This window comes from Curvibacter sp. AEP1-3, from assembly GCF_002163715.1.
GTDB lineage: Bacteria > Pseudomonadota > Gammaproteobacteria > Burkholderiales > Burkholderiaceae_C > Allorhodoferax.
Window position 1 is genome coordinate 1914200 of sequence record NZ_CP015698.1, and the last position, 15559, is coordinate 1929758.

Sequence of the window (15559 nt, forward strand, 5' to 3'; positions counted from 1 at the left end):
GAGCGGACGGGCGCTATGGCGCCTTTTTGCTTAAAGTCGCGGGTTTGGACAATGCCGGCAGCGTAAGCTCAAATTCCGCACCATCGCGGCTGAGCACTGCGCGGCGGCCCTCAACCAGACGCAGAGTCCACCCCTCTATCACTGCATCCCCTACCCGCACCGGCTTGGGCGGTTTACCGTCAATCGCAATCAGCGCGCTGCCGGCGCTGGCATTGCCCACCACGCCCTGCAACACAAAGCGCGATGCCTCCGTGGCCTGGGGCGCCAAGGATGTAGCCTCTTTGGCGGCGGCTGTCGCGCCCAAGGCTTTGGCGACCGCATTGCTGTCCACCGGCTGGTCGCCCGCACTCGAAGAGGTGGCAGCCAACACCGGGCTGGACGGAAGCTGCCAATGCAAACCCCAATAAGCGACGCTCAATGCAGCCGCGCTGGATACAACCAGAGCAGCAATGCGCGGGGGCCAGACAGACGTAGCGGATACCATGGCCGCATTATCATTGAAGGCACTTGCCTCCACCCGACCGATCCAACGGCACACCCTATGAACCCGCTTCACCGACTCCAGCACGCTGCCCAGCGCGGCTTTACCCTGATCGAACTGATGGTGGTGTTGGTCATCATCGGCGTGCTGGCAGCCCTGATCGTGCCCAATGTGCTGGACCGTGCCGACGACGCCCGCGTCACTGCAGCCAAAACCGACATCGCCAACCTGAGCCAGGCGCTCAAGCTCTACAAGCTGGATAACCAACACGCTTCCCCACCCCCGAGCAAGGCCTGCAAGCACTGGTAGCCAAGCCCACTGCAGGCCCCGTGCCCGCCAACTGGCGACCCTACCTCGACAAGCTGCCGGCTGACCCGTGGAACCGTGCCTACCTCTATATCAACCCCGGCCTCAAAGGCGAGGTGGATGTGATGTCCTTCGGCGCAGACGGCCAGGCCGGAGGCGAAGGCAAAGATGCCGATATCGGCAACTGGTAAATCGCCCGCATCTTTCTGGCGCAATGCAGGCCAGCACGGTTTCACGCTGCTGGAGCTGATGATCGTCGTCGCCATCGTGGGCATGGCATCGGCCATGGTGGCCTTTGCACTGCGTGACAGCGCCCAGAACCAATTGGACCGCGAAGCCCAGCGCCTGGTAGCCTTGCTCGAATCCGCCCGAGCCGAATCCCGGGCCAGCGGCGTCGCACTGCAGTGGCGCGCCACGGCGGAGGGTTTTGAATTCACCAATGGTCTCACCGCCCGCCCCCAGCGCTGGGAGCAAGCCGGTATGCAAGCGCAAAGCGACACGCCGCTGCAACTGGGCCCGGAGCCGGTGATCGGTCCGCAAAGCCTGCGCCTGTGGAGCCGGGAGGCGCCGGACCGCAGCCGCTGGATCAGCACCGACGGCCTGCGCGCTTTTGAGGTCCGCAACGCGCCGCCATGAACACGGGCAAACCCTTAAACCGCCGTCGCGGCTTCACCCTGATCGAAGTGCTGGTGGCGCTTGCCATCGTGGCAGTGACCCTGATCGCCGGATTGCGAGCCAGCGCCACCATGACGCGCAGCACCGAACGCCAAAGCAGCCGGGTGCTGGCCCAGCTCTGCGCCGAGAACGCCCTGGTGCAAATCCGCCTCAGCCGCCAATTGCCTGACGTAAGCGACAACACCCAGGAGTGCACCCAAGGCGGACAGACCCTGGAGCTGCGCCTGTTGGTGCAGGCCACGCCTAACCCGAATTTCCGGCGGGTGGAAGCGCGCGTGGCCCAGTCAGGCACCGCCCTGTTGCAACTGAGCACTGTGGTGGGCCGGTACTGATGCGCCCATCCGTCCTCCGCCGTAACCGCAGCTCCGGAATGCGGGGCTTCACGCTCATCGAACTGCTGGTTGCGCTGGCCGTCATGGCCTTGATGGCCACCATGGGCTGGCAGGCGCTCGGCGGCATGCAACAGGCCAAGGAAGTCAACCGCAGCCACAACGACGCTGTGCTCACCACCGAAGACGGCCTCAACCAATGGACCGCCGATCTGGACGCCGTGCTGGAACTCCCCCAAACCCGCAGCCTGGAATGGGATGGCCGCGCCCTGCGACTCACACGCCGCAGTGTGCAGGACGGGGACGGCGCCATCGTCGTGACCTGGACCCGCGCCGAGCGCGAGGGCCAAGCCCGCTGGCTGCGCTGGCAATCTGGCCCGGTGCAGACCCGCGAGGCTTGGCAAGCCGCATGGGCAGCCGCAGCTGCATGGGCCCAGGGTGCGGAAGGCAGCATCAGGGGCGCCAACAACTCCTCTGGGAACGAGCCCAGCTTGCGTCAGCGCGAGGTGTCGGTGGTGGCGCTCGATGGCTGGCAGCTGTTCTTTTACCGGGGAGGCGCTTGGAGCAACCCGCTCTCCAGCACCGGCGCACAAGACAGCTCCGTCATCCCTGATGGCGTGCGCTTGGTGCTCACCCTCCCCCCCCGCCATCCGCTGGCGGGCACGGTGGTGCGCGATTGGGCCCGCAGCACCTTAACCGGAGCCGCTCAATGACGGGTACCGGTCGCAAACCACTCCGCACAGCGGGGCATCAAGGTGCAGCCATCCTGACAGCCCTGCTGCTGATGGCGCTGGTAGCCACACTCAGCACCGCCGCCTTGTGGCAGCAGGCGCGTGCTTATGACCTCGAAGCCTCCGAGCGTGCGCGGGTGCAAGCCAACTGGATACTGCACGGCACCACCGACTGGGCCCGCCTCATCTTGCGGGAGGACGCCCGCTCCGGCGCGGTGGACCACCTCGGCGAGCCCTGGGCCATCACCTTGCAGGAGGCCAAGCTCAGCACATTCCTCGCCAATGGCGCCGTGGGCGATGAGCCACTGGCGAGCGATGCGCTGCAAAACGCCTACCTCTCCGGCAGCATCACCGACCTGCAGTCGCGACTGAATGTGACCAACCTCGTGCTGGACCAGCAGACTCACGGACCGACCCTGCGCGCATTCGGCCGCTTGTTTGAAGCGCTACAGATTCCCCCAGCGGAATTGCAACTACTGGTAACAAATTTGCGGGCTGGACTGGAGCCCCCCGAAGGCAGTCCCGCGGCAGCCAACACCACCCGCAACTCCAGTACTGCCGCGACGCGCCCGGCCAACGGCATTCCCCTCATTCCGCGAAGCCTGGATCAGATGCGATGGTTGGGTCTGTCTGCACGCTCCGTCGCCCTGCTGCGACCCTACGTAGTGGTCCTCCCGGACCGGACGACTGTCAATATCAACACCGCTCCCTCGCTGGTGCTGCAAGCCATTACGCAGGGACTGGATGCCGGCAATGCCCAGCGACTGATAGACACCCGGGCCAAGACCCCTTTTCGCAGTCTGGCCGATGCGGCCAGCGCCATCGGGCAAGCCGAAAGTACCTTCAGTGAGAACCTCCACAGCGTGAACTCGCGCTTTTTCGAAGTGCGTGTGCGACTTCGCATGGGTACCTTGACAACCCAAGAGCGCACCGTGGTGCAACGCGAAGGTTTGCTGGCAAGACCCCTCTGGAAAGAGCGCGAGGCGCCCCTGGATGCCTCCGTACAATGAAAGATCCATGCGCACGCTCCTTGTCATGCCCCCAGCCCCCCACGCACCAGATGGTGCGATGTGGGATTGCGTGCGCAGCGACATCCTGCAGTCCACACAGCAAAGCGCCGCTACCCCAGCCGCAAGCGGCAACGCAGAGACCATACTGATCGTCCCGGCATCAGCCCTGTCCTGGCACCGGGTGAGCCTGCCGCCCGGCTTGTTGGTGCGTAACGGACAAGCTCGCAACCCGGCCAAACTGCGCGCCGTGCTGGAGGGCTTGCTGGAAGACCAGCTGCTGGATGAACCCGCGCAGCTGCATCTGGCAGTTCAAGCGAACGCCGGCGAATCCGGCGCCCTCTGGGTGGCTGCCTGCCAAAAGGTGTGGCTCAAGAACACGTTAAGCGCGCTGACGGGTGCCGGGCACACCGTACGCCGCATTGCCCCCGAATGGGCTCCATCGACCCTCGAGGACAACCCTGCCACGCTCTGGCTCACCGGTGAGGCAGAGAGCGCCGAACTGGTATGGACGGACCACGCTGGTGTGCACCGCCGCATCGTGCCTCTCAGCAACACAGGCGCGGGTATAGCGCCGGCCGCTTTGCCCACAGACGCCGCCGTGTACGCGGAGCCGGCCTGCGCCGCTCTGGCCGAGCAGCTGCTGCACCGCGAAGCCACTGTGCAGCACCGCGCCCAACGGCTGCAAAACTGCACTGATACCGACTGGAACCTCGCCCAAGGGGAATTCGCCACCCGCAACGCCGCACTACGCCGTGCGGGTGACGCTGCGCTGATGCTGTGGCAGGCGCCCGCATGGCGGCCTGCCCGCTGGGCATTTGCGCTGCTCTGTGCCGTTCAGGTCGCAGGCCTGAACGCACAAGCATGGCAAGCCCGCCAAGCCCTGAGCAGCCAGCGCAGCGCCATCCAGAACGTGCTGCTCACCACTTTTCCCAACACGACGGTGGTGGTGGATGCGCCGCTCCAAATGCAACGCGCCGTAGACGCATTAGGCCAAAGCAGTGGCCAGGCCCAATCGCGCGACCTGGAGCGCATGTTGGAGGCTTTTGGCGCGCTGGCGCCCGCCAATGGTGCGCCAGCAGCTATTGAATTTGTAGCGGGAGAGCTGCGCTTGAGCGCTTTCAATGCAGACGCCGAGGACACACAGCGCCTGCGCGACGGACTGCAATCCCGCGGCTACCGCACCCGCCTGGACGGCAACGCCCTGGTGGTCAGCCCATGAGCCGCAGCGACACATCCCCCTCGGCCGCCGCACTCTGGTGGGCACAACGCCCGGCCCGTGAGCAGCGCTTGCTGACCCTGGCAGCCGTGTTGGTGCTGGGTGCATTGCTCTGGACCGTGGGCATCGCACCGGCCCTGCGCACCGTCAAAGCCTACCCTGCCCAGCGTGGCACGCTGGATGCACAGCTGCAGTCCATGCAAGCCTTGCAGATGCGCGCGCAGAACCTCAAAGGCCAGCCCGCCGTCGATGGCCGTGCCGCGCAAGCCGCCTTGCAAAGCGCTGTGGCAAGCCTGGGCACCAAGGCCAACCTGTTGGTCATCGGGCAGCAAGCGACCGTCACCTTCAAAGGCCTGGACGCTGCCGTGCTGGCACAGTGGCTGACTCGCACCCGCAGCGAGGCGCGTCTGGTACCCGCACAAGCCAAGCTGAGCCGTGAGGGCAGCAGCTGGAGCGGCACCGTGCAATTCAACTTGCCGGGAGGCTGAGACCATGGCCGCAAACCCGCTATTGCTCCGCACCCCCCTGCCCGTGCTCACAGAGCGGGCGAGCAGCGTGCGCACCTCGCGCTATCGCGCACCGTGGGTCTGGGCTGTCAGCGGCATCACCCTGGGCCTGCTGGCCGGAGCATTGGTGTTTGCACCTGCGCGTTGGCTAGCCGCGGGACTGGATTGGGCGGGCTCACCTTTGCAACTGCACAACGCCCAGGGCACGCTCTGGAATGGAAGCGGCCAGCTGACATTCCAAAGCGACGCCCAAGGCAGTACCGCTCTGCCGGGTCAGCTGGAATGGACCTTGCGCCCGGCATGGATTCACCAGCAACCCGGCCTGCGCGTGCAATGGCGTGCCGACTGCTGCCTTAGCCAGCCGTGGGTCTGGCGTATCAGCACCGACCTGCAGGCCTTACAGCTCCAGACCGACGACCTGCCTTCCAGCCAGCCTCTGCGGATGCCGGCATCTATGCTGACCGGACTGGGCACGCCCTGGAACACCTTGCAACCCCAAGGCCGGCTGGAACTCAGCACACGCGCACTGGACATTCGGGGAGGTACCGAGGGCTTGCAACTACAAGGTGCCCTGCAGCTCGATGCTCTGGGCGTGAGCACCAGCCTGTCCACCCTGAAGCCCATAGGGAGCTACCGATTTGCCTTGCACGGGGCCACCCATCCGAATCTGACCTTGAGCACGTTGGAAGGGGCTTTGCAGTTGCGTGGAAGCGGTGTCATCCAGAACCGGCGTGTTGTTTTTGACGGAGAAGCGACCGCCGCTGATGGCCGGGAAGATGCGCTTTCCAATTTGCTGAATATCATCGGGCAGCGCCAAGGCGCAAGGTCTCTGATTCACCTGGGTTAAGGAATGCCACAACAACATCAGCCCCCGCAACGGCGCATCACCACCATTGCTATTCAATTGATAGCTGCTGGCGCACTGTGCACGGGCGCCAGTGGCCTATTTAGCACCCAATCTTGGGCGCAGACAAATGCAGGGACTCCGGCAGCCAAGCGCGGCGAACCGATTACTCTGAACTTCAGCAACGCCGAGATCGAAGCCGTGGCCCGCACCATGGCCACCCTCACTGGGCGCAATGTGGTGGTGGATCCCCGCGTCAAAGGCACCATGACACTGGTGTCGGACAGCCCCATGTCCCCCGCCCGCGCATACAACCACTTTCTGGCCGTGTTGCGCACCATGGGCTACACCGTGGTGCAGGCCGACGGTCTCGACAAAGTGGTGCCTGAGGCAGACGCCAAATTGTTGGGCGGCAGCGTAGCCTCCACCGACAGCGGCATGGCCAACGCGCCGGGCAACCAGCTGGTGACGCAAATCATCAAGCTGCAGTTCGAAAACGCGAACAACCTGGTGGCGGTGCTGCGCCCGCTGATCAACCCCAACAACCCGATCAATGTGAACCCGGCGACCAATTCGCTGGTGATCACCGACTACGCCGACAACCTGAGGCGCCTGGCCCGCATCGTGGCAGCGCTGGATGTGCCCAATGCCACGGATGTGGAAGTCATAACGCTTAAGAATGCCAGTGCCACGGACCTCGCACCCTTGGTGTTGCGGCTGATGGAAAGCTCCGGTGCGGGCGCCGCTGGTGGAACCACGGATGCGAGCTTCAAGACGACTGTGGTCGCTGAACCCCGTAGCAACACCTTGATCGTGCGTGCAGCCAACCAAGCCCGCCTGGCTTTGGCACGCAACCTGATCGACAAGCTAGACCAGCCGATGGCGGGGGCTAATGGCGCAGCAGGCAACATTTATGTGGTCTACCTGAAGAACGCGAACGCCACCCAACTGGCTACCACCCTGCGCGCGGCCATCAGTGCGGCAGGTTCGACAAGCAGCAGTTCGCCTTCACCGGCTACCCCAACGGCTGCCGCCACGCCGGGAGCTGGCGGCGCCAACCTGGGCGCAGCCGCAGCACCCAGCACCGGCGGGCAGATCCAGGCCGACCCGGCCACCAACTCCCTCATCATCACTGCCAGCGAACCGCAGTACCGGCAGTTACGCGCCGTCATCGACAAGCTCGATGCCCGCCGCGCGCAGGTGTTTGTGGAAAGCCTGATTGCCGAGGTGAGCGCCGACAAGGCGGCGGAATTCGGCATTCAGTGGCAAGGCGCGCTGGGCAATGCAGGCGACAGCGCCATCGGTGTGCTGGGCACCAACTTCGGCAGCGCGGGCAGCAACATCATCAGCCTGGCCACCGCGGGTGCATCCGGCACCGTGTCACCCGCCAAGGGGCTGAACATAGGCGTGGCGAACCGGACGAATGGGGTGTATGTGCTGGGATTTCTGGCCCGATTCCTGGAATCGACCGGTAGCGGCAATGTGCTCTCCACCCCCAATTTGCTGACCCTGGACAACGAAGAGGCCAAGATCGTCATCGGGCAGAACGTGCCCTTTGTGACCGGGCAGTTCACCAACACCGGCAGCAACGGTGGCAGCGTGAACCCCTTCCAGACGATTGAACGCAAGGACGTAGGCCTGACACTCAAGGTCAAACCGCAAATCAGTGAGAACGGCACCATCAAGCTGGCGATTTACCAGGAGGTCTCCAGTGTCTTGGCCTCCACCGCCGGCGCTGCCAATGGCCCGACGACCAACAAACGCACCATCGAATCCAACGTGCTGGTGGAAGACGGCGCGGTGGTGGTGCTGGGTGGACTGCTGCAAGACGAGTACGCCGGCAATCAGGAAAAAGTGCCGGGTCTTGCCGATGTGCCGTGGTTCGGCAACCTGTTCAAGAGCGAATCCCGCAGCCGCAAGAAAACCAACCTGATGGTGTTTCTGCGCCCGGTGGTGGTGCGAGATGCCACGGCCACTCAGGCACTATCTAACGAACGTTATGAGCAGATGCGCAGCTCCCAGCAGGGCGCCCAACCGGAGCCCAGCAATACGATGCCGGTCAATGAGGCGCCGGTGTTGCCGGGGCTGCCCGCCAAGCCGGCCGCTGCGGCGCCTGTGCCGCCGGTAGTGCCTGCGCAATAAGCCCGGCCCATGCGCTACCCGCTGCCCTATGCCTTCGCACGCACACAGCAGTTGCTGCTGGAAGACGATAACGAGCGACTGAGCTTGTGGGTCCATGGCGCGACGTCACCTTCGGCTATCTCGGAGGTGATGCGCAAATACCGCATTGACAGCCTGCAAACCCAGGATGCGGCGGAACTGACCCAGCGCATTAGCGTGGCCTATGCCCAAGGTGAATCGAGTGCGGCCACGGTGATGAACGAGGTGCAGGGCGAAGCGGACCTGAGCCGCATGATGCAGGAGTTGCCCGCCGTCGAAGACTTGCTGGAAACCGCAGATGACGCGCCCATTATCCGCATGCTCAACGCGCTGCTGACGCAAGCAGCCCGTGACGGTGCGAGTGACATCCACATTGAGCCCTACGAACGCAATTCGTCCGTCCGCTTCCGGGTGGATGGCAGCTTGCGTGAAGTGGTGCAAGCCCACCGCGCGCTACATGCGGCCCTGATCTCGCGCCTCAAAATCATGGCTGATCTGGATATCTCGGAAAAGCGCCTGCCGCAGGACGGGCGCATTTCCTTGCGCATCGGGACCCGTGCCGTGGATGTTCGCGTCAGCACCCTGCCCAGCGCCCACGGCGAACGCGCGGTGCTGCGCCTCTTGGATAAAAGTCAGGACCAGCGCAGCCTGGAAGCCGTGGGCATGCAGGGCGATGTGCTGCGCCGCTTTGAAGGCCTGATTGCCCAGCCGCACGGCATCATTCTCGTAACAGGCCCCACAGGTTCGGGCAAGTCCACCACGCTGTATGCCTCTCTGGGCCGGTTGGACGCCGCTCGCCAGAACATCATGACGGTGGAAGACCCTATCGAATACGAGCTGCCCGGCGTGGGCCAAACGCAGGTGAACCCCAAAATCGATCTGACGTTTGCCAAAGCCTTGCGCGCCATCCTGCGCCAGGACCCGGACGTGATCATGATCGGGGAAATCCGCGATTTCGAGACGGCGCAAATCGCCATTCAGGCATCGCTCACCGGTCACTTGGTGCTGGCGACTCTGCACACCAACGACTCCGCCAGCGCCGTGACGCGCTTGATCGACATGGGAGTGGAGCCATTTCTGCTGAGCTCGTCTTTGCGCGGCGTGCTGGCGCAGCGGCTGGTACGCAAACTCTGCAAATCCTGCGCGGGCAAGGGATGCGAGCATTGCGGTCACACGGGCTACCTGGGCCGCACCGGGGTGTTCGAGCTACTGGTGGCAGACGACGCGATTGCAGAGCTGATTCACCATAACGCCTCAGAGGCAGACATCCGTAGCGCAGCACTCCGTCAAGGCATGGTGCCGCTGCGTGACGATGGGGAACGGCTGGTTTGCAGCGGCCTGACCAGCAGAGAAGAGCTGATTCGCGTAGTGCGCGACTGACAAGGGTGCGAGTCTTCAGCAGCGGGTGCAGGCCTTCACCATGGCGTCCGCGCGGGCGCGGCTTTGCTCCGTCAAATACTCCAAAAACACCCTCGTGCGTTCCGGCATGAATTTGCGACTGGGTAGTGCCGCATACAAGGCCAAATGACCGCCTATCCAAGGCGACAACACCCTCACCAGCGTGCCATCGGTCAAGAGTGGGGCCACCAAAGTCACTGCCGCCGAAGTAATGCCTGCGCCATCCACCGCGGCCCGCAGCAAGGTGTCGCCATGGTTGACCCAAAGCTTGGGTTTGACGGGAAACACCCCCGCCTCGTCATTGCGCTCTGTGTTCAAGAGCCGCCATTGGTCGAAGCTGACATGGGGCGTCTTGAGCCTCAGTACGTGGTGGTCAATCAGTTCATCCGGTGTGGTGGGCGTCCCCATGCGCTTCAGATACGCGGGCGATGCGACCAGAATCGACTGGGTGGACGAAACGCGGCGCGCGATCACATTACCGTCGTAATTGCCATCCGTTGGCAGCATGGTGATGTCGTAGTCCTCCACGGGCGGCACCGTGTAGGTATCCACATCCATGTGCAAGGAAATCTCGGGGTACTTGGCCGTGAACCCCGCGATGATGGGCCCGATCACATGGGAAGCCAGTGCAGGAGGTGACAAAAGGCGAAGTTCGCCTGAAAGCTCCTGCGTTTGTGAACTGGTGAGGTCGTGCGCCTCGTCAATGTCTTGCAGGATAGTGCGCACCCTGCCCAGATAGGTCTCACCCGCCGGACTCAGAGAGACCTTTCGCGTGGTGCGGTGCAGGAGACGGGCTCCCAAAAAGTCTTCCAAGTCAGCAATCTGGCGGGTCACGGCGGCTGAAGACATGTCCAGCGCGCGGGCGGCGGCAGCGAAGCCGCCTTCATCCACTACTTTCTGGAAAACCCGCATTGACATCAATCGGTCCATGGGTCTCTTTTCAAACTATTCAAGGGGACGATTATTTCAAACTGCGTAATGGTCCACTGTCTGCAGAGGTATTTTTCAGATGGCCTCCGATCTCTAAAGTTCAACCCATCGATGAGACGCACTGGATACGCCCCCTCGATACCGGTAACGACAGACGCTGTGTCTGTCGATCGGAATCAACTTTGAATGAAGGATGTGAATCATGAAATACGCTACCGCTTCTATCGCTATCGCCGTTGCTGCCTTGCTGACCGGCCATGCACAAGCTGCTGACAACACAGGCAAAACCCGCGAGCAAGTCCGTGCTGAATTGGCTGAAGCCCAACGCACCGGTAACATCGTCGTGAACAACGGATCCGGCCAGGTTTTCAAGCTCAATGAGCAGTTTGCAAGCTTCTACCCCGTAGCCAAGGTCGAGACCAGCAAGACACGTGCACAAGTCCTGTCTGAGCTTGCTGCGGCCCAACGCACCGGCGACATCGTGGTAAACAACGGCTCAGGACAGGTGAACAAACTGAACGAACAGTTCCCTACGTTCTATGCCACCAAGGTGTCCGATGCTGCAGGAAAAACACGCGCTCAAGTGGTCGCCGAATTGGCAGAAGCCCAACGCACGGGTGACATCGCCGTGTCTTACGGCTCTGGACAAGTCAGCAAGCTGAACGAACAGTTCCCGACCTTTTATCCCACCACTCGCGTGAACTAAGCATCGCGATAGGGAAACCTCAAGCCCTCCGGCCCACAAGGCCGGAGGGCTTTTTCGTTCAAGGCTCGTACGCCTCCAAGCGCTTGCGCTCCAGTTCATTGAAGCGGGCCTGCTGCAAGTCTGCCAAGGCTGCTTGCTTTTCTGAGTCCGGCGCATCAGCCAGTCGCTGCAAAGCGCGAGCCCGATCACTCAAATAGCTGTCGATCCTTTGGCGCCATTGGCGCTCTTCCTGCTCCAGCTCTGCCAAACGGCCAGCGGCAGCATTGTCCAAGGTCTTGGCCCGGGCGCGAAACACCTCGTCATCCCCCGCCCCCTGCGCACGCAAAGCGGCAATTTGCGCTTCGAGCCGGATCACTGCACGAGGCGCTTCCCGGTCTTCACGCAGCATGCGCGGCATTTGCTGATCCAGCGTTGCCAACCGGGAGCGCTTGTCTGACGCGCTCAATGTCGCATCATTGGCGATCTCCAGCCGGGCCAGCGCGTCCATGTCGTTGGCGTCTTCCAGGCCGAACATGGCCTGTGTCTCTTCCGCACTGAAGTAGTTGTCACGCAAACTCTGCATGGCCAGGAACCGGGCGCGCAAACTGCGCTCGGCTTCAGGCTTTTTCGCGTAATCCTGTTCCAGCCGGAGCAATGCAGCTTTGAAGGCGATATACCGGTCCAACAAGCGCTGGGCCTGGGGCAACTGGGCAGGCCTGAGGTTCTCGGCCAGAACCTGCTGTATCTGGCGCGTGATTTCTGGAATGGTTTGCTCGCCGACAGTGCTGAGGTAGTAGTCAAACAATCGCTTGAGCTCCCCATACGCCAGTGTGCTGCAACCGGCTTCCCGGCACTGACCCGGCAGGGGATTCAACGCGCTCGCTTGCAATGCCATCAAACCATCTGGTGCAGTACCCGCCAAAGAAAGCGCCGGTTGCCTGTTTTCCAAGGAGGACGGTTTGGAGGTGTCGGTTCTGCTAGGACTCCACCCTATCCACAGGGCAAAACCCAACAAGCCCAGCAACCCCAAGGTTGCCAGGCCTGTGCGCTTGTCCCAGCGCAGTGTCATCACAAACCGGCGTTACGCAGGCGGTTGGCCTGCTGGCGGAAGATGGTGACCGGATTGGTTTCAAACAAGTTGGTCAAGCCCACGGTCTGGTTGACCTCATCGAGGTGATTGAAGGCATAGTCATCACGGATAACGCGCCCCAGGCGGGAGGAGCAGCTGCTCACCAGTCCATCATTTTTTGCGCCCAAAAAAGCCAGGGAGGTCAGCGCCAGCGCAGGGTCCACGGGATCCAGCAGGTTGGAATACGGCTGGGCTCCGCTCCAGGAGAAATAGGCGACGCCATTGACGCTGTAGGCCCCTTCGCCACACGCGGATGTAGGCACACCTTGCGGATGCTTGGCATTGAATTTCAACGTGCCCGCAGTGCTCAGGGATTGGGCTGCGGCCAATGCGTTCTGGGACAAACCGCTTCCGCCAGACAAAAAGTTGATGATGGAAGCCAAGCCGTTGGTGACGGACACCAAAGCGGTGTTTTGCAAACTTCCGGGAGGTGCCACACCCAACAGCACGTCTGCCACCGCAGACCCTTTGTTGACGCCGCCGATGCTGGTGACAGACGCCACCAGATCAGGGCGCACCGAAGCCACATAGCGCGCGGTCGGGCCGCCATGGCTGTGGCCCATCAGGTTGACCTTGGCGGCACCCGTGGCAGCCAGAATCTGGCGTACTTGGCTCAACAACTGTTCGCCACGCACCTCCGTGCTGTTGGCTGCAGCCACTTGCACCACATACACCTTCGCCCCGTCGGCGCGCAGTGCAGAGGGAATGCCGTAAAAGTATTCAACGGGACCAATGTTGTCAAAGCCGAACAATCCGTGCACCAGCACGATGGGGTACTTGGTCTGGGTGTAGCCGGCCGCCTGCGCTGCCGACGGAAGTAGGCCGATAGCCAGCGCGCATGCGGCAAGCCAGCCCATCACGATTCGCTTCATGTTTGTCTCCTCGGGACCTCTGAGGGTCGATGGTGTTGAAGGGATGTCAATGGAATAGAAGAACCGTTGCGACCTCTGGGGTGGGGGCGCTGTCGCGGGTGACGGATTGCCTGCTGCTTGTGTCGTAGGGCGACCATCAAAATAGCACGGTCGTGCTTTTATCAAAGTATGTGCGCAAGACATGTTTTTGTCATGGTGGAAAACCCGTGGCATGCGGCGCCCCGCTACCATTGCGCCATGCCCGCCTTCTCCTACCAAGCCCTTGATGCCGATGGCAAGACCCGCACCGGCGTGGTGGAGGCTGACGCCGCCAAGTCAGCGCGCTCGCTGTTGCGGGCCCAACAGCTGGTTCCTTTGCAGGTGCAGGCACTCAGTGGCGACAAGCTGGATGGCAGCACTTCCAGCCGCAGTAGCTGGGGCCAACGCGCCTTCAGCAACAACCAACGGACCGTATGGACCCGCCAGTTGGCAGGACTGGTATCTGCCGGCCTGCCCCTGGAACGTGCCCTGAGCTCGCTGGCTGAGGAAGCCGAAACTCCGGCTCAACGCGACGTGGTGGCCACCATCCGCTCCGAGGTGAATGGCGGCAAGCCCTTGGGCACGGCATTGGCCCAGCACCCCAAAGAGTTTTCTGACATTTATGTGGCCGTGGTCAGCGCCGGTGAGCAAAGCGGCCAGTTGGGTCTGGTGCTGGAGCGGCTGGCCGACGATCTGGAAGAGCAGCAAAACTTGTCTTCCAAACTCATGGGCGCGGCGCTCTACCCGGCCATTGTCAGCGTGGTGGCGCTGGTCATCGTGCTGTTTTTGCTGGCCTATGTGGTGCCGCAAATTGCCAATGTGTTCGCCGGCTCCAAACAAGCTTTGCCGTGGTTGACGCGGGTGATGCTGGCCATCAGTGACGCGGTGCGCAGCTATGGACTGCTCGCGCTGATTGCTATTATTTCAGGAGCTGCTTGCGCACGTATCGCTTGGGCCGGAGCCGCTTTCCGATCCAAAGTGGATGCCGCCTGGTTGCGCCTGCCGGTGCTGGGCCGCATGTCCCGCAGCTACAACGCCGCGCGCTTTGCCAGCACGCTGGCCATGTTGGCAGCAGCGGGCGTGCCCATCCTCAAAGCCCTGCAAGCTGCCGCCGAAACCCTGAGCAACCGCGCGATGCGCGACGATGCTCTCGAGGCGCTCACCCTGGTACGTGAAGGTGCGCCACTGGCCAGTGCCCTGGCGCGCAACCAGCGCTTCCCGGCGCTGTTAAGCATGTTTGCCCGCCTGGGTGAGCAAACCGGTCGCCTGCCCCATATGCTGGACCGCGCAGCGCTGCAGTTACGCACTGAGGTGCAGCGCCGTGCCCTGCAACTGGCGACGCTACTGGAGCCATTGCTCATCGTCGCCATGGGTCTGGTGGTCATGCTGATCGTGCTCGCAGTGCTGATGCCCATCATCCAACTCAATCAGCTCGTCAAATAAAAGGAGGTCTCGTGCAACTGCGTTCTCTGACTCTCTCTCTGGCGCTCATCGCCGGTCTGATCACCCTCAGCGGCTGTACCCGCATTGAATCCGGCGAGGTGGGTTTGCGCATCAACTTCGACAAAACCGTTGATCCGACAGAGCGGCTACCGGGCTCGTTCAACCAGACCGTCATCGGTGAAATCCTGACCTTCAAGATTCAGGATGTTGCGGTTGGCGTAGACAACATGACTCCGCTGGCCTCGGACAACTCCACCATCAAAGACTTCGACATGACGGTGGTCTACAACGTGAACCCCTCGGCCGTGTCTGAGCTGTGGACCACCAAAAACCGCACCTTCCACGGCATCTCTGACAAAGGCGGCGACATTCTGCTGATGCAGAACTACGTGGCGCTGAGCGCCCGCAACGCTGCGTACAAAGTGGCACGGGGTTACGAGTCGCTCAAGATGGCGGACAACCGGCCATTGATGGAACAACAAATCCGCGAGAACATCATCAAAACCCTGACGGACGAGAAGCTGGGTGACAAGATCACCGTGTCTCAAGTGCAGGTGCGTGCGATCACGCCGGCCGATGTCATTGTGCAAAGCGCCAATGAACTGGTGCGTGCCCAGAACGAACTCAAGACCAAAGAAGTGGAAGTGCAAACCGCCAAGAAAGAGGCGGAGCGCATTGCGGCCCTGAACGCCAATGCAGGCGCCATCGGCTACATGAATGCCATGGCCAACCTCAAGATCGCCGAAGGTGTGGCCAACGGCAAAGTACAAACCATTGTGGTGCCCTATGACTTCAAGGGCATCGTGAATGCGAAATAAGGAATCCC

16 protein-coding genes and 1 pseudogene are annotated in these 15559 nt (G+C 62.4%); 13 read left to right on the top strand and 4 right to left on the bottom strand.

Translation table 11 applies throughout. The annotated features are described in order from the left end of the window. Positions 1-13: 13 nt before the first annotated feature. Positions 14-484 (bottom strand): type II secretion system protein N, encoded by a 471-nt coding sequence (locus tag AEP_RS08845; RefSeq protein WP_087495042.1) that lies wholly within the window; start codon positions 482-484, stop codon positions 14-16. Between the two features lie 57 nt (positions 485-541). Between AEP_RS08845 and gspG the strand changes: the two are divergent. The 10 genes and pseudogenes from gspG (at position 542) to AEP_RS08895 (ending at position 9638) form a co-directional block, all read left to right on the top strand. Continuing rightward, a pseudogene (gspG, locus tag AEP_RS08850) lies at positions 542-978 on the top strand (type II secretion system major pseudopilin GspG). Further along, positions 956-1423, top strand: coding sequence for a pilus assembly FimT family protein (locus AEP_RS08855; RefSeq protein ID WP_087495043.1), 468 nt, complete (start codon positions 956-958; stop codon positions 1421-1423). Before gspG ends, AEP_RS08855 begins: the two are co-directional and overlap by 23 nt. Next, complete coding sequence (gspI, locus tag AEP_RS08860) at positions 1420-1794, top strand: type II secretion system minor pseudopilin GspI (protein ID WP_087495044.1); 375 nt, start codon at positions 1420-1422, stop codon at positions 1792-1794. The genes AEP_RS08855 and gspI overlap by 4 nt, the downstream gene beginning before the upstream one ends. After that, positions 1794-2504 (top strand): prepilin-type N-terminal cleavage/methylation domain-containing protein, encoded by a 711-nt coding sequence (locus AEP_RS08865; protein WP_198301925.1) that lies wholly within the window; start codon positions 1794-1796, stop codon positions 2502-2504. The genes gspI and AEP_RS08865 overlap by 1 nt, the downstream gene beginning before the upstream one ends. Then, the gene (gene gspK / locus AEP_RS08870) at positions 2501-3532 is read left to right on the top strand and encodes a type II secretion system minor pseudopilin GspK (RefSeq protein ID WP_087495046.1); all 1032 of its coding nucleotides are present in this window, start codon (positions 2501-2503) and stop codon (positions 3530-3532) included. The genes AEP_RS08865 and gspK overlap by 4 nt, the downstream gene beginning before the upstream one ends. A gap of 7 nt (positions 3533-3539) precedes the next feature. Continuing rightward, positions 3540-4751: a type II secretion system protein GspL gene (gene gspL, locus AEP_RS08875; protein WP_198301926.1), complete on the top strand. Its 1212-nt coding sequence runs from the start codon at positions 3540-3542 to the stop codon at positions 4749-4751. Beyond that, complete coding sequence (gene gspM / locus AEP_RS08880) at positions 4748-5236, top strand: type II secretion system protein GspM (protein ID WP_087495048.1); 489 nt, start codon at positions 4748-4750, stop codon at positions 5234-5236. Before gspL ends, gspM begins: the two co-directional genes overlap by 4 nt. A gap of 4 nt (positions 5237-5240) precedes the next feature. Further along, a complete protein-coding gene (gene gspN / locus AEP_RS08885) occupies positions 5241-6101 on the top strand; it encodes a type II secretion system protein N (protein ID WP_087495049.1) in 861 nt (286 codons plus the stop codon). A 3-nt stretch (positions 6102-6104) separates the two neighbouring features. Beyond that, the gene (gene gspD / locus AEP_RS08890; protein WP_087495050.1) at positions 6105-8240 is read left to right on the top strand and encodes a type II secretion system secretin GspD; all 2136 of its coding nucleotides are present in this window, start codon (positions 6105-6107) and stop codon (positions 8238-8240) included. Between the two features lie 9 nt (positions 8241-8249). After that, a complete protein-coding gene (locus AEP_RS08895) occupies positions 8250-9638 on the top strand; it encodes a GspE/PulE family protein (RefSeq protein WP_087495051.1) in 1389 nt (462 codons plus the stop codon). Positions 9639-9653: 15 nt separating this feature from the next. Here the strand turns inward: AEP_RS08895 and AEP_RS08900 are convergent, their stop codons facing one another. Beyond that, positions 9654-10586, bottom strand: coding sequence for a LysR family transcriptional regulator (locus tag AEP_RS08900; protein WP_087495052.1), 933 nt, complete (start codon positions 10584-10586; stop codon positions 9654-9656). 202 nt (positions 10587-10788) lie between these two features. On the opposite strand from AEP_RS08900, the gene AEP_RS08905 reads away from it, so the two are divergent. Further along, positions 10789-11292 (top strand): DUF4148 domain-containing protein, encoded by a 504-nt coding sequence (locus AEP_RS08905; protein ID WP_087495053.1) that lies wholly within the window; start codon positions 10789-10791, stop codon positions 11290-11292. A 58-nt stretch (positions 11293-11350) separates the two neighbouring features. On the opposite strand, the gene AEP_RS08910 is transcribed toward AEP_RS08905, so the two are convergent. Both AEP_RS08910 and AEP_RS08915 read right to left on the bottom strand, forming a co-directional pair. Then, positions 11351-12340, bottom strand: coding sequence for a lipase secretion chaperone (locus AEP_RS08910; RefSeq protein WP_087495054.1), 990 nt, complete (start codon positions 12338-12340; stop codon positions 11351-11353). Further along, complete coding sequence (locus AEP_RS08915) at positions 12340-13272, bottom strand: lipase family alpha/beta hydrolase (RefSeq protein WP_087495055.1); 933 nt, start codon at positions 13270-13272, stop codon at positions 12340-12342. The genes AEP_RS08910 and AEP_RS08915 overlap by 1 nt, the downstream gene beginning before the upstream one ends. Before the next feature lie 237 nt (positions 13273-13509). On the opposite strand from AEP_RS08915, the gene gspF reads away from it, so the two are divergent. Together gspF and AEP_RS08925 are read left to right on the top strand one after the other, a co-directional pair. Further along, complete coding sequence (gene gspF / locus AEP_RS08920) at positions 13510-14733, top strand: type II secretion system inner membrane protein GspF (protein WP_087497257.1); 1224 nt, start codon at positions 13510-13512, stop codon at positions 14731-14733. A gap of 11 nt (positions 14734-14744) precedes the next feature. Further along, on the top strand, positions 14745-15551 hold the full coding sequence (locus AEP_RS08925) for an SPFH domain-containing protein (protein ID WP_087495056.1): 807 nt from the start codon (positions 14745-14747) through the stop codon (positions 15549-15551). Positions 15552-15559: the final 8 nt, after the last annotated feature.

Coding starts and splice junctions, on each gene's coding strand:
- AEP_RS08865 (WP_198301925.1), top strand. CDS start 1,794: ATGCGCCCATCCGTCCTCCGCCGTAACCGCAGCTCCGGAATGCGGGGC.
- AEP_RS08855 (WP_087495043.1), top strand. CDS start 956: ATGCCGATATCGGCAACTGGTAAATCGCCCGCATCTTTCTGGCGCAAT.
- AEP_RS08900 (WP_087495052.1), bottom strand. CDS start 10,586: ATGGACCGATTGATGTCAATGCGGGTTTTCCAGAAAGTAGTGGATGAA.
- gspI (WP_087495044.1), top strand. CDS start 1,420: ATGAACACGGGCAAACCCTTAAACCGCCGTCGCGGCTTCACCCTGATC.
- gspD (WP_087495050.1), top strand. CDS start 6,105: ATGCCACAACAACATCAGCCCCCGCAACGGCGCATCACCACCATTGCT.
- AEP_RS08905 (WP_087495053.1), top strand. CDS start 10,789: ATGAAATACGCTACCGCTTCTATCGCTATCGCCGTTGCTGCCTTGCTG.
- AEP_RS08845 (WP_087495042.1), bottom strand. CDS start 484: ATGGTATCCGCTACGTCTGTCTGGCCCCCGCGCATTGCTGCTCTGGTT.
- AEP_RS08895 (WP_087495051.1), top strand. CDS start 8,250: ATGCGCTACCCGCTGCCCTATGCCTTCGCACGCACACAGCAGTTGCTG.
- AEP_RS08915 (WP_087495055.1), bottom strand. CDS start 13,272: ATGAAGCGAATCGTGATGGGCTGGCTTGCCGCATGCGCGCTGGCTATC.
- gspN (WP_087495049.1), top strand. CDS start 5,241: ATGGCCGCAAACCCGCTATTGCTCCGCACCCCCCTGCCCGTGCTCACA.
- AEP_RS08910 (WP_087495054.1), bottom strand. CDS start 12,340: ATGACACTGCGCTGGGACAAGCGCACAGGCCTGGCAACCTTGGGGTTG.
- gspK (WP_087495046.1), top strand. CDS start 2,501: ATGACGGGTACCGGTCGCAAACCACTCCGCACAGCGGGGCATCAAGGT.
- gspM (WP_087495048.1), top strand. CDS start 4,748: ATGAGCCGCAGCGACACATCCCCCTCGGCCGCCGCACTCTGGTGGGCA.
- gspF (WP_087497257.1), top strand. CDS start 13,510: ATGCCCGCCTTCTCCTACCAAGCCCTTGATGCCGATGGCAAGACCCGC.
- gspL (WP_198301926.1), top strand. CDS start 3,540: ATGCGCACGCTCCTTGTCATGCCCCCAGCCCCCCACGCACCAGATGGT.